10 protein-coding genes and 1 pseudogene are annotated in these 12,975 nt (G+C 72.2%); 10 read left to right on the top strand and 1 reads right to left on the bottom strand.

The window, feature by feature from the left end; all coding sequences use genetic code 11:
* Positions 1-694: 694 nt before the first annotated feature.
* Positions 695-2,377: an amino acid adenylation domain-containing protein gene (locus ACY5KJ_RS02340; RefSeq protein ID WP_462188543.1), complete on the top strand. Its 1,683-nt coding sequence runs from the start codon at positions 695-697 to the stop codon at positions 2,375-2,377.
* Positions 2,378-2,548: 171 nt separating this feature from the next.
* On the top strand, positions 2,549-3,544 hold the full coding sequence (locus ACY5KJ_RS02335; RefSeq protein ID WP_462188542.1) for an iron-siderophore ABC transporter substrate-binding protein: 996 nt from the start codon (positions 2,549-2,551) through the stop codon (positions 3,542-3,544).
* A gap of 509 nt (positions 3,545-4,053) precedes the next feature.
* On the opposite strand, the pseudogene ACY5KJ_RS02330 reads toward ACY5KJ_RS02335, so the two are convergent.
* Positions 4,054-4,653, bottom strand: a pseudogene (locus ACY5KJ_RS02330) (tyrosine-type recombinase/integrase); the annotation flags it as partial.
* Here ACY5KJ_RS02330 and ACY5KJ_RS02325 point away from each other — a divergent pair.
* The 8 genes from ACY5KJ_RS02325 to ACY5KJ_RS02290 all read left to right on the top strand — a co-directional run.
* A complete protein-coding gene (locus tag ACY5KJ_RS02325; RefSeq protein ID WP_462188541.1) occupies positions 4,650-4,772 on the top strand; it encodes a hypothetical protein in 123 nt (40 codons plus the stop codon). The pseudogene ACY5KJ_RS02330 and the gene ACY5KJ_RS02325 sit on opposite strands and share 4 nt — an antisense overlap.
* Before the next feature lie 171 nt (positions 4,773-4,943).
* The gene (locus tag ACY5KJ_RS02320) at positions 4,944-5,720 is read left to right on the top strand and encodes a hypothetical protein (RefSeq protein WP_462188540.1); all 777 of its coding nucleotides are present in this window, start codon (positions 4,944-4,946) and stop codon (positions 5,718-5,720) included.
* 80 nt (positions 5,721-5,800) lie between these two features.
* Entirely contained in the window at positions 5,801-6,910 is a 1,110-nt protein-coding gene (locus tag ACY5KJ_RS02315) for a hypothetical protein (protein ID WP_462202695.1), read from the top strand.
* Positions 6,911-6,942: 32 nt separating this feature from the next.
* On the top strand, positions 6,943-7,377 hold the full coding sequence (locus tag ACY5KJ_RS02310) for a hypothetical protein (protein WP_462188538.1): 435 nt from the start codon (positions 6,943-6,945) through the stop codon (positions 7,375-7,377).
* A 4-nt stretch (positions 7,378-7,381) separates the two neighbouring features.
* A complete protein-coding gene (locus ACY5KJ_RS02305; protein WP_462188537.1) occupies positions 7,382-7,630 on the top strand; it encodes a hypothetical protein in 249 nt (82 codons plus the stop codon).
* The gene (locus ACY5KJ_RS02300) at positions 7,630-11,307 is read left to right on the top strand and encodes a hypothetical protein (RefSeq protein WP_462202693.1); all 3,678 of its coding nucleotides are present in this window, start codon (positions 7,630-7,632) and stop codon (positions 11,305-11,307) included. Before ACY5KJ_RS02305 ends, ACY5KJ_RS02300 begins: the two co-directional genes overlap by 1 nt.
* Before the next feature lie 328 nt (positions 11,308-11,635).
* The gene (locus ACY5KJ_RS02295) at positions 11,636-12,487 is read left to right on the top strand and encodes a polymorphic toxin type 4 domain-containing protein (protein WP_462202696.1); all 852 of its coding nucleotides are present in this window, start codon (positions 11,636-11,638) and stop codon (positions 12,485-12,487) included.
* Positions 12,488-12,493: 6 nt separating this feature from the next.
* Positions 12,494-12,975: hypothetical protein (locus tag ACY5KJ_RS02290; protein ID WP_462202691.1), on the top strand; the 482-nt coding region annotated here is incomplete at its 3' end.

Below are 12,975 nucleotides of genomic sequence, written 5' to 3'. Positions count from 1 at the left end.
GAGCCCCATTACGTCCCCTCAGGTCGCAGATGGTGTCTCCGCGCAGGCCGTACCGGCCGACGTGCACCGGCCCCTCGGCGGGACGCTTGTCAATCCCGCTCCGACCCTGCCTTCCGGTCCACGCATCAGTTCGGACGACGGCGATGTTGACGGCAAGAACACTTCCCATCAGGGGTCACTTTCCTGTGGCCGGGCAGGTATTCCGGGGACTCTTTTAGCGGCCCGGGCGCCTGAATCGCTATTTTCTGGGTCGCTATCGCCTGGATCGCTATCGCCGGTGCGCGTCACGCCCACGAGTGTATCGCACCCGTCGGGATTTCCGTACCGAGCGGGAAACCGCCGGTTCGGCGCCGGAAACCAGCACGGCGGTGATCCGGACCGGTTGGACCGGTTGGCCGGCCTACCGGCGTCCGGCGCCGCGCCGGCTGGCTCCGGTCCCGGAGGTTTGTCCGCCGCCGGCGAGCCCGGCGGTGGCGGTCCGGACCCGGTCCGGCGGCCACGATCTTGATTAAGTAAGCTTTACCTTGAGTAGGTAAGGCTTACTTGCTAAACTGTCAAAAGTTGATCACATCAAGGTGGGCGGCCTGACGCTGTACCGACCGAACTCCGCGCCGGCCGCTTCCCCGTCGGGTTTCCGGGGCGTGGTGGCTGACGCCTGGCATTGACGGTTCCCGCTTCACTGTCGACGGATGGAATGGTTGTGAGCTTGCGCTTTGAGGAACCCGGGCCACCGCCGGTCGAGCCGGCCGGCCCGCCGACGACGCTCGAGTGCTGCAATGACGCCAGCCTGCCCGCGCGGGCCTCGACCGTCGCCCATCTGTTCACCGCCCAGGCGCGGCGCTCACCGGGCGCGACCGCCGTCGTGGCACCCGGAGTGCGGTTGACCTACCGGGAGCTCGGCGCCCGGGTCTTCCAGCTCGCCCGGGCGCTACGGGCACAGGGCCTCGGGCCGGAAGACATCGTCGGCATCCGGCTGGTCCGATCAGCGGAGATGATCGTCGCGGTCCTCGCGGTCATGGTCGCGGGCGGGGCGTTTGTCCCGGTCGAGCCGGCCTGGCCCGACCAGCGGCGCCGGCGGGTGCTGGCCAACGCGCGAGCCCGGCTGATCGTGACCGGTCCGGCTGCGCCGGTGGAGTCCGGCGGGCTGGTGGACGGTGTGCCCGCCGTGCCGGTCGACCTGGGCGCCTGGTCCTGGGGCGGCGAGTCGGCCGAGCCGCTCGACCTGCCGGTCCCCCCGGCGGGGCTAGCCTACGTGATCTTCACCTCCGGGTCGACCGGAACTCCCAAGGGGGCGATGATCCGGCATGACGCGATAGCCGAACGGCTGCGGTGGCAGATGACGGATCTGTTCGCCTTCGGCGAGCACGATGCGTCCCTGTTCAAGGCGCCGTTGTCGTTCGACATTTCGATCAACGAGATTCTGCTACCGCTCGTCTGTGGCGGCCGGGTGGTCGTGGCGGAGCCGGACGGTGAGCTTGACCCGGGATACCTGCTTGAGCTCATCGAGGGGGAGCGGGTCACCTTCGTCTATCTGGTGTCGTCGATGCTGGACGTTCTGTTGGAGGCGGCGGAAGGGACGTCGGCGCTCAGCTCGCTGCGGCAGGTCTGGTGCGGAGGCGAGGTCCTGACACCCGCGCTTTTCGCCCGTTTCCGCGCCCAGGTCGACACTGCGCTCTACCACGGGTACGGCCCGGCCGAAACGACGATCGGCGTCTCTTATGTGATCTACCGGGACAGCGCCGAACGGCTCGCCGCATCCATCGGCCGACCGAATCCGCATACCCAGCTCCACGTCCTCGACGACTTGCTGGCCCCGGTGCCCTCCGGCGCGGTCGGCGAGCTGTACGTGGCCGGTTTCCTGCTCGGCCGCGGTTATGTGAACAACGGGGCGCTGACCGCGTCGCGCTTTGTCGCCAACCCGTTCGCCGGTGATGGCGCGCGGATGTACCGCACCGGGGATCTCGCCCGGTGGAACAGCGCCGGCTGGCTGGAATTCGTGGGCCGGGCCGATAACCAGGTGAAGATCCGCGGGATGCGGCTGGAGTTGGAGGAGGTCGAGGCTGCGCTGGCCGGGCACCCCCGGGTGCGGCGGGCGGCGGTCGTCCTGTCCCGGGACGCCGCCGCGCCCCGGCTGCTCGCCTTCGTCGTCCCCGATGCCGATCGGGCCGGAGCCGATGCCGGCCCGGCCGGCGGGACGCTCGCCGACGAGGTGCTGGCCTGGTGTGCCGACCTGCTTCCCCAGTACATGGTGCCGAGCGTCGTGACCGTGGTCGACACGCTCCCCGTCACCGCCGGCGGGAAGGTGGACCGCCGGGCGCTCACCGACCCATGCCCGGATTTGTCGGCGGATGGGGTAGACGAGGACGCCGCCATCTAATTAAGTAAGCCTTACCTAAATTACGTCTGCCTAGTCAGCGGCGCGTGACCACAAGGAGAGACGGCATCTCATGCCGGCGGACCCAGCCTCATCGCCGGATGGGAAGCGACCCGCGACCCGCGACCCGCGAGCCGTCCCGGCGCGCGGCCTGACCACGGAAACGAGAAAGCAGTGCGAAACAGACTGAAACTCCTCCTGGCGGCGATCCTGGCCGCTACCGCGTTGGCCGTCACGGCCGGCTGCGGCAGTAGCGACGACGGCAGCGGTGGGACGGCCGCGTCGGCGAGCGCGGCGACGGGCAGTTTCCCGGTCACGCTGAAGAACAAGTTCGGTACCACGGTCATCAAGTCCCAGCCGAAGCGGATCATCGCGCTCAGCTATGAGGAGGACATCCTGGCGACGCTCGGCATCACGCCGATCGCGTACGCGAAGAACGAATACAAGCCCGACGGCGTCTTCCCTTGGCTCCAGGGAAAGATCGACCTGTCGAAGAGCGCCGCTCTGGGCACCAGCGGGGACCTGAACCTCGAGCAGATTGCCGCGCTGCATCCCGACCTGATCCTGGCCACCAACTTCTACGGCCTGGCCGACTACTACGACCGGCTCTCGAAGATCGCGCCGACCGTCGGCTACACGGATGACGCCGGCATCGCGACCTGGCAGGAGAACAGCACCATCATCGGCAAGGCCGTCGGCCGCGACGCCGACACCCGGAAGGCGATCGCCGCCATCGAGAAAATCATCCAGGACACCAGGTCGAGCCTTCCCGGCCTGGCCGGCAAGACGTTCAGCTACTCCTTCTACTACGAGCCGGGCGGGCTCGCGGTCATCGACGACCCGAAGACGGTGTCCGTCCAGCTCTACACCGAACTCGGAATGAAGCTCGCGCCGGGTGTGACGGCCAATGTAGTGGACCGGTCGCTGAGCATGGAGAAGCTCGACGCATTGGACGCGGACTTCGTGCTGATCGGTTTCGCCACCCCAGCCCTGAAAACCGAGATGAACGGCAACAAGCTGTTCACCGACATCCCGGCGGTCAAGGCGGGACGGGTCCTGCAGGTCGACGCCTTCACGGCCGGCGCGGTCAACAACCCGACGATCCTCAATATCCCGTGGCAGCTCGAGCAGCTCAAGCCGACCCTGGCCAAGGTCGCGGACAGTAGCTGACCGTCGGTGAGTCGGGGCTCGCGCGGCGCGGCCATCGCCACGCGAGCCCCCGCACTGACCTACATCCGGACCGAACCCGGACTGAATCCGGATAGGACGGCCCCGGATCGAACCCGACACCAGACCCGGACCAGGCCCGGACTCAACCCGGACGGCTCTGTTGCGTCCGGCTGGCACGACCCTGCGCTGGCGGCCAGGCATGATCAGATGGTGACTCGCGTCCGTCCTCGTCGAGCACCGGGGCTGCGGCCTGGGCGCCGGCGGCTGCCGGTTCGCCCGCGATCGTCTCCGCTGCCGGATCTGTCGTCATGCTGGTCATCTGGTGCCTCCTCTACCTGCGCGTATGCACAGAGCATCACAGTGGAGTTACACCGTTGTTCTGGCTCTGCCGCACATCCGGTGGTGACTGTGCGTTAGCCAAGGAGGATCCGGTGGCGGAGGAGTGGGAAGCCGGCGCGGCCGTGCATCTGGTGCATGATCCGCTTGGTCTTTCTGTGGAATCAGAGTTGTCAAATCGACCCTCCCGGGCTTTGGTGGACACCGACGATCGGGAGGATGGTGGCGCGGGCCGGGAGATCGAGTTGTCGGGGTGTCGGCCCGGCCGGTGTGGGGATGCCGGCGAGCCGTTCCAGCAGCCGGTCGAGGGCGGTGCTGCCGTCGTCAATGGCGGCCTGCTCGTCCTCGGTGAGCGGGATCATCGCCCGCATCTTCTGCAGGTTCTCCTTGGCCTCCAGGATCTGTGCCTTGCTGGAGCCCTTCGGGGTATAAAAGTCACATTTGGCGCAGGCCATGCGGTGCGGGCACTGCTCGAAGAAGGTGTAGGTGCAGTAGCCGTGGCCGAGGTCGTAGTGCTGCCAGGGCTCGCCGGCTGCGGCGGCCTCGGAGGCGACGGCGTCGCGGTCGACGAGGACCTCGACCGTCCGCATGTTGCGGGAGAAGTATCCCGCGTCGTCGTAGGCCCGAGTCAGCGTGGCCGGGCTGATCTTCGCGTAGAACTGCGTCGACTGCGGCGACCGGTGGCCGAGCCACGCCTGCAGCTCGAACAGCGTCATCGGCTCCTTGGCATTGTAGAGCTGGCTGGCGATCGTGGATCGGGCCCGGTGGCTTGTACCTCACCGACATCGCCGGCGGCCTCGCCGTCGGGGTCGTGAGCATCCTGGTCACCGCGCTGTTGCTGCGCCGGATTGATCCCAAGATCGCGAGAAGGGCCGACCGGGCGGCGGACTGAGGACGGGTCCGGTGCGGAGCAGTCACCTCCGTCGCGCACCGCGACCGCGGAGTTCCCCTGTTCGGCGGACGCCCCCGAAACGCTCGCGTATTCTGCGCGATCAGGACGAGGTCCCGGTGACCGCCGGGAGATCGACAAGGCTGCACTCGACAAGGCTGTTGGGGAGGCGGTGTGGACTTCGAGGACGCCGCTCTCGTGCGGCTGGCGGACGAGGCCTCCCGCGCCGCGTTGTTCGACCAGGCCGCGCTGGCCGCCGTCGCTGCCGCCGGCTACGACCATCCCGAGTTCGAGGGCCCCTACTCGGCCGTCTTCGACAGCGTCGAGCTGGTCGTGGACCTCGCTGGGTCGGTCCGGTTGCACGGGATGGTCCGGCGGCTGGAGGACCCGGTCCCCTACGAGGTTGACCTGCTGGCCGCTGGCCTGGTCGACGCCGCCGTCCCGCGGGTGACCGCCCTGTGGCGGGGCGCCGTGGTGGCCCGGTACCGGCCGGCGGGCGAGCCGGTCACCGCCGTCACGTCGCAGTGGCTATCCGGTGGGCCAGCCGGTGGGCCGCCCGGTGGGCCCGCCGGGGACGTCGCCACCGGCCAGGTGCGGGTGGCGTTCGCCGACCCCGCCGGCACCGCCACCGTCGTGCGCCGGCTGCCGGTCACCGCACCGATCCTGGCCCGCGGCGCCGGGAGCGGCGTCGCCGCTCTGCTGCGCGAGAGCGCCGTCGTCCGCCAGCGGGTGGTGGACGCCGGCGGCGAACCCAAGGCGGAACCGCACCTGCGCCGGCGGCACGCCGTGGTCGTGGTCTGGCTGCTGCCCGAGGCCGTCTTCGACGACGACGACGGCTGGCCCGGCCCAACCGCCGGTACCCCGGAACAGCTCCGGGCGGCACGACGGGCTATCGCGGCGTCCTGGCTCGCCCGTCACGGCATCGCCCTCGTCACCGCCACCCTCAGCTAGGACCTCGGAGGAAGCCATGCCCGTCGCCGCCGCGTACCCCCTTCGTCGAGGTCCGCATCGACACCTCGGCGCTGCAGCTGGTGTCCCATCGCTCACCGGGTGTGCTCGCCGTGGTCGGCGCCACCCCGGACGGCCCCCGCGGCGGGACGGCGGCGGTGAACACCCCGCGACTCGTCGGCTCCCTGGCCGACGCCGGCACCCTGTTCTCCAGCATCCAGGGCGGCGTGGTGGAGGCGAACCCGCTGTACGAGGCGCTGCGGGTCGCGCTTCTGCAGGACCCCAAGCCGAGCACGGTCTACGGCGTCCGTGCGGCGGGCACGGCGCTCGCCGAAGCGCTGGCCTCGCTGGATGCCGCCGACGACGTCACCTTCGTGGTCCTGGCCGGGACCACGGCCGTCGGAGCGCCGGCTGGCGCCGAGGCGGCGACCGGTCTGCACGCGCTGAAGGCGCATGTGGAGTCGATGTCCGCCGAGGGCAACAAGCGGATCGGTGTCGCCATGGTCGACCCGGCCCGGCCGCGTAGCGCGACCTACGTCGATGACCTGGTCGACCTGTTGACCCCGCTGCGCAGCGACTCCAGCCGGATGGTGGTGGTCGCCGCCCGCGGCGCGACCGGGGACGTGGCCGCCGCGGCGGCGGCCGCGATCGCCGGGTACCCGGCGCAGGTGTCCGTCGTGCTCAAGCGGGTCCGCGGCATCCAGATGTCGCTGGCCGGGCAGTACAGCCCAGGCGAGATCCGAGAGCTGTCCGAGGCCGGGATCATCCCGGTCATCGATCCGGCGCTCATCGTGGGGGATGGCCTGCACTTCGCGGAGGGTCGCTGCTTCACCACCGACGCCACGCAGCTGTTCATCGACACCGTCCGGACCTTGGACGACATCGACTTCCGGCTCAAGGCCGGGCTGATCGGCCTGGTGGGCGACGCCCGGATCACCCGATCCGGGCTGATCCTGCTCAAGGCCCGGATCGAGGGCATCCTCGGGCCGCTGCAACGCTCGTCGGCCATCGACGGCTTCCGCATCGGCATCCCGGTCCTGGACATCCTGACCTTGCCGGAAGGGTCCCGCTCGGCGGCCGACCAGGCGCTCGTCGCCCAGGCCCGGGCCAACCGCGCGGTGGATGTCGCGCTGGAGGTCGTGCTCGGCCCGGCCACCCACCGGATCGTCGTCACCCTCGCGCCGACCTTCTGACGTCATCGCCGCTCAACGGAAGGGGACATGCCATGCCCGACTGGAGGTCTCGGCTCGCCGTCTCCTGGCAGAACACCGACGGCGTTCACAAGATCGTCCCAGTGGACTCCTTCTCGCCGACCTTCACTCTCGGCGCGGAGGTGCTCAACTCCATCGAGGAGACGCACATCGGGGTGGTCTACACCCCGTCCACCATCACGTTCTCCCTTTCGGTGAAGGCGATCGGGGACTCCGCGGCGCAGCTTACGGCGCTGGCCCTGGCGGGCGCGCGGTTCGACATCATCCTGCAGGAGACCGAGCACGGCGCGGACTGGTCATTCACCAAGATTGTGATCAGCGACTGCGTCATCACCTCCGCCGCCCCGACGAACGCCACGATCACCGGCGCCCCCTCGTCGGTGTTCTCCGGCTTCAGCCTCTCGGCGACGGTCGAGCCCAAGTCCGGCGAGTCCGCGACAGTCCGGTGACGGCGTGGCCGAGGATGCACGCCCCGGTGCCGTCCGGGTCCGCCAGACCGGGATCGCCCTCGTCCACGCCGGCGAGCTGGTGCTTCCCGCCGCCGGCAGCGAGGCCGAGCTGGAACCGGCCGCGGTCGACCCGCGCGCGGTCGTCGAGTACCACTTCCCGGTCGTGATCGAGGTGCGCGAGGCGCAGGCGCCGGACGTCGAGGCCATCGCGAAGCTGGCCGCGCGGCACATCGTGCGCGGGCTGCGGGACTGATGACCACCCGCGTCGTGCACCCCGTCCGGCTTGTCGTCGACGCCACCCGGCTGACCGACGCCGACCTGCTGGCGGACGCCGTCGAGGCCGGCGTGACCCGGGCGGTGCGGGCCAGCCGGGGCCGGGTGCTCGACGGCCTGCCGGACGGGATGGGCGTGCGCGTGCTGCCCGCAGAGATCAGCTGGGCCGGCGCGGCGGCGTCCGGGCTCACCGAAGACCAGCGGGCCGCCGTGGAACGTGTGGTGGCCGGGGCGATCGGTCGGGCGGTGGCCGCCGCCGGGGTGTCCGACGGGGTGCTGCGCCGCACATCCGCGGCGCAGCCGCCGGTCGGTGAGGCGGTGGACGCCGCCCGGTTCAGCCGGCCGTTGCGGCGCTACGTCATCCCCTCCTACCAGGGCGGCGACGCGGCGGTCGAGGTCCTCGACGACGACGGCGGCGGCGGCGAGCCCGGGGCCGCGGCGAGCCCGCCGGGGCGGACCGAGTCGACCACCGTCTGGTCGCCGGTGACGGCCGAGAACTACGTGCGGACGGCGCTGCGGGCGGTCCGGGTCTCGTCGGTGGCGCCGTCGGCGTCTGGGCTGGTCGGCGTGCTGTTCCTTGGCCCGTCCGGGGCTTACGAGATCGGGGCGGTCCACCCGGGCGAGCAACGGGTGGAGTCGTCCTTCCCGCTCGGCCGGTTCCGCTTCCCCCGCTTCGGCCAGCGCGAGGGTGAACCGCTCAGCTTCGACCCGGGAGTGGTGTACCGGCTGCGCTGGCAGGGCAGCGCGACGCAGGCCCGGACGGTGGTCACCGACTTCTACGCCGAGTCCTGGCGGCGGGCCGCCGAGCAGGCACACCCCCGGCTACCCGGGCAGAGCGCCGCGGACCACGCCGCGGCCATCACCGACCTGGTGGACCGCGCGCTGGACACCGCCGTCGGCCGGGCCGCCCGCCTGGCCTGCTACCTGCTGCTCACCGGCCCCGGCGGCCGGCGGGACCTGGTCGAGATGGTCAGCCAGCCAGACTGGGTGCTGCCCGGGATGGAGCTCGACCTGGTCCCACTGTCAGAGACCTACCAGCTCGACGACGATGTCATCGTCGTCACCCCGGCCGGCGGCGCGCCTGGGGCGGGAGCGCCTGGTGGCCCGGAGCCAGCCGGCGGACCTGGTGGTCCGGGTGGCCCGGGCGGGTCCGGGGGCACCGCCGGAGCCGGTACCGGGCCGGGCGGCACCGGGACCGGCGACGGCGACCCGGCCCGGGCGGGGACCGGCACCGGCGAGCGGGCAGGTGGCCAGCCGGGCCAGCCGGCCGGCGTCGGGTGGCCCTGGCCGGTCAGCGGGGGCGACGGGCCGCCGCTGGTCTGCGAGCCGTTCCTGGCCGAGCCGCCGGCGCAGGACCTGGTCGGCGTCCAGGGCCTGCTGGCCCGGATGCGCGACCTCGCCGCCCGGCTGCGGGTGGGGGAGTGCCACTACCTCGGCCGGTTCGCGCTGAACTGCGTGACGATGATCGCGGTGCGGGCGCACACGGTCGGCATGGAGGGTGTCCGCAGCACCGCCACCACCCAGGTCAGCGTCCGCCACGACGGCCGCGGCAACAACGGCTACCTCGACGTTCGGCCTGGCAGCACCCCGGAGTTCGCGGCGCTGCGGACGCTCGCCGGTATCGCCACCGACCTGCACCGGTTCGCCGACGACCTGATGGCCGCCTACCAGGAACCGGAGAACCTCCGGCTGGTGAAGGTGCGCCCCGGCGGCGAGCCGTACGCCGGTGGCTGGGCCTGGCGCTTCTGGTCGGAGCTGTCGGAGTCCCTGCTCGACGCGTTCACCCTGCTCTACGCCGAGACCTGCCGGGTGCTGCTGCTACAGCAGCTCCGCTCCTCCCGCCACGGCATCGACGGGCGCCGCGGCGCCGGCTTCGACGCCACCGCGGCGGCCTTCTCGTCCACCCTGGCCATCCTCGGCGAGTCGGTCGTGGTGGTGACCACACTGCGGCACGCGATCACGCACTCCGAGGCCGTGCTCGTCACCGGCTCGGTCCGCGACGTCCTGTCGGTCAGCCAGACGATCCCAGCGGGCGACGGGATGATGTTCGTCGAGCTGCCGGCGCCGATCCGGTCCGTCCCGCCACGAGTGCTGGCCGTCGCCGGTGACGCCCTCATCGAACGCCGCGGTGGTGACCGGGTGGTGCGGTTCCGGGACCGGGTCTGGACCGCCGCCGATCTGGACGCCGAGATCAACCTGCGGCGGGCGGTGGTCAACCAGGTCGACCCGCTGTTCCTGCAGATCGGGGACCTGGAGCCGCTGTACGCCCGGGCCCAGCGCGAACCGGCGTTCGTCGAGGAACACCTGCGGAGCCTGCTCACCCAGATGTCCGAGGCGAACGCCCGGATGCTGGCGCAGGCATCCGACCCGGCGGAGGGCGCCTACTTCGCCGTGGCGGCCTCGCAGTACGTCTGGCGCGAGGGCGGCGCCGACCGGCGCGGGCTGCGTTTCCAGCTGCAGGGCATCCACGCGTTGGCGGACGAGCAGCTTCGCACCGCGGCCCGCAACGACCGTCTCTACGTGCTGGGGATCAACCGGGCGGTGGGCCGCAAGGCCGCCCTCGACGACCTGCTGGTCATCGCCTCCACCGCGGGGATCATTGTGCTCGGCCTGCTCTGCGCTCCGCTGGGCGCTGTCGCCGCCGGAGCGATCACCGGCCTGGCCGGCCTGGCGCTGACCGCTGGTGATCTCGTCGAGGCCGACCGCCAGAGGGACCTGTACCGGGCGCTGGAGGACCCGGAGCTGTTCCATCGCTGGCAGGAGGTACAGGTCGCGCAGCTCATGGCCGCCCTGAGCGTCGCCTTCAGCGTGTTCGACGTGGTCGCGGTCGGGCGCGGCGCCCGGGCCATCGTGGCCAGCGCCCAGCACGGCCTGCGGGTCGCCGAGCGGGCGGGCCTGGCGGCGGGAGCCCGGTCGGTCGCGCGCAGCGGCCGCCGCGAGGTGCTGCGCGGCATGACCGAGCAGGTGCTGGCGCAGGCGGTGCGCCAGGCGGTCACCGACACTGCGGTGCTGGCCGTGATGTCCCTGGTCCTGCCCCGGCTGATCACCCCGGTGCTGGTGCCCTGGATCCGCCAGCAGGCCGTCGACCACGGCATCTTGGCCGAGGTCGACGCGGCCCTCGGCCCGCTCGCCGCCGGCCTGCCGGCACCGGCCCCGTGGCGGGTGGACCGGTGGTGGGCGGGGCACCAGCGGACGATGGGGAACGATGACCATCACCCCCGGGCTGCTCTCCGGCGCCCTGAGCCGCGCCGCCCGCGAGCACGCCGCCACCCTGGAGGCGCTGCAGCGGGCGCTCGACATCGTCTCCGGGCAGCGCCCAGCGGTGCTGCGGGTGGAGGCGCTGGCCGAGCGTGTCGTGCTCGCCTTGGCGCACCACCACGAGAGCCGGGTCGCGGGCACGCTCAGCCGGCTGGAGGAGTCGCTGGCCCGGCTGCTGGACGACGTCGAGGACCTGCGCGCCGGTGGCCGGGCCACCCGCCAGACCGCGCAGCGCCAGGCCGACCTGCACGTCCTAGCCGACGCCATGGAGCAGCTGCAGAACTTCGAGGAGGCCGTCCGTCACGACCTGGACCGCGGCGAGCTGCCCGAGACGGCGGCGGCCGTGTTGCGGGAGGCGTTCGATGCCCTACCGGCGCCCGCCGCCGCGACCGCCGGTAGGGCATCGCGACCGCGTGGCCGGGCGGCGGGAACCGGCACCCGCGCAGGTGCTGCGGCGACTGGGACGGTGGCGACCGGACGCGCGGCCACACCGGCCGCGAGCCCGGCTGCGGGCGGCCCATCGACTCCCCCGCCGGGACGACGCGGTGGCCGGGTGGCGGCACTCAGTCCTGAGGAGCAGGCCCGCGCCGCGGCGGCCACCGCCCGCGACGCGCTGGAATGGGCGCACCAGCTGCGGGAGGCGTGGAGCCGCGGCCTGACCTTCGAGCCGGAGTCCCGCCACGCCGTCCCGCTGGGCTGGCCGGACCACCCGCTGCTGGTGGCGGAGATGCGCCGGCTGGACGACGCGGTGACCGCGTTCCGGTCCGGCCGGCGACCCGGCGTCCCGGTCAGCCAGGCGGAGGCGACCGCCCTGCGCGAGGTGGTGCATCGGGCCAACGAGGTGCTCCGGTCGTTCGGCCGCCGGTTCGAGGTGCTGCACGGCGGCAGCGAGCGGATCCCGCCGACCCGGCCGGTGCCCCCGGCCGCGGAGGCCGCGCTGGCCCCGGGGTCGCCGGGGGCACTCGCTGTCGCGGCGCGTCGGCGGGTCGCCGCGCTCACCGCCACCGCATCGCCGTCGCACCTGTTCGACGCGCTGGAGTTCGCGCCGCTCGACGTGACCGCCTCCGGCGGCCTGGGCGCCCCGCTGGCCCGGGACCTGCCCGGCATCGGCCTGGAGGCGCTGGCCCTGACCCCGGAGCAGATCCGCGCGCTGCCCACCAACCCGCCCTGGCTGGCCAGCCGGCTGGCCGCAGCCGTCGAGGGCTGGGAGCGGGCGCACCTGGTCGGGCCGGGCTTCGGCGGCGAGCTGTTCGCCGGCCTGATGCTGGCCCCGGAGGGGGTCAACCAGACCGCCCAGAACCGGATCATCGAGGAGGCCCTGCGGGTGGCCGCCACCGTGGTCGCCGACCCGGAGGTGACCGTCCGCGCGGAGGGCCGGCGGCTGGCGGTCCCGCTGCGGGACGGGTCCTTCGAGTTCGTCGACGTGCTGCACCGGGTGACGTACGACCTCGACCAGCCCAGCGGGGTGCCGCTGCTGTTCGTGATCGAGGTCCAGCCGGACGGCCACTGGCGGGTCACCCAGAACGACCTGCCGCCGGGGTCGTTCCGGGGCGACGCCCCGACCTCGGGGACGAGGTGACCGGACATGCCCGAGTCGAGCTTCGTGACCTACGGCCGGATGCCGTCGGCGATCCTGTCCGACGGGGTGCTGGTGATCCCGCTGTGGGTGGTCGGCGCCATGTCGATCAGCGAGAGCTACCAGCTCCCCCCGGTCGGATCCACCGGTCACCGGGCGGTGGCCCAGGTGCACGACGACACCATCACGATGACCGCGTCCCTGGTCGGCCCCGAGCGGTTCGCCTGGAAGCTCGGCCTGGAGCAGCTCGCGGAGGCCAGCAAGCGCGGGTCGGCGCTGGGTGCCTTCACCGGCGGCAAGGTGGGTGGGCTGATCCTGGTCACCACGCTGACCATCCGCACCGACATCCAGGTGCAGAGCTTGTCGTTCTCGGTCAGCGCCGCCAAGCGTGAGGTGATCGACGTCCAGCTCACCCTGGCCCACCTGCCGCTGCCGTCGCTGCTGGGCAAGCTGCTCGACGTCGCCGCCGTCGGCGTCGGCGCGCTGGTCGA

This window comes from Frankia sp. CcWB3, assembly GCF_977927595.1.
Note: the sequence above shows the minus strand (reverse complement) of the source record. Positions and strands in the feature narration are given on the sequence as shown.

Bases quoted from the DNA above. Each gene is read 5' to 3' on its own strand.
- ACY5KJ_RS02340 (WP_462188543.1), top strand. From the start codon at position 695: ATGGTTGTGAGCTTGCGCTTTGAGGAACCCGGGCCACCGCCGGTCGAG.
- ACY5KJ_RS02310 (WP_462188538.1), top strand. From the start codon at position 6,943: ATGCCCGACTGGAGGTCTCGGCTCGCCGTCTCCTGGCAGAACACCGAC.
- ACY5KJ_RS02300 (WP_462202693.1), top strand. From the start codon at position 7,630: ATGACCACCCGCGTCGTGCACCCCGTCCGGCTTGTCGTCGACGCCACC.
- ACY5KJ_RS02295 (WP_462202696.1), top strand. From the start codon at position 11,636: ATGCGCCGGCTGGACGACGCGGTGACCGCGTTCCGGTCCGGCCGGCGA.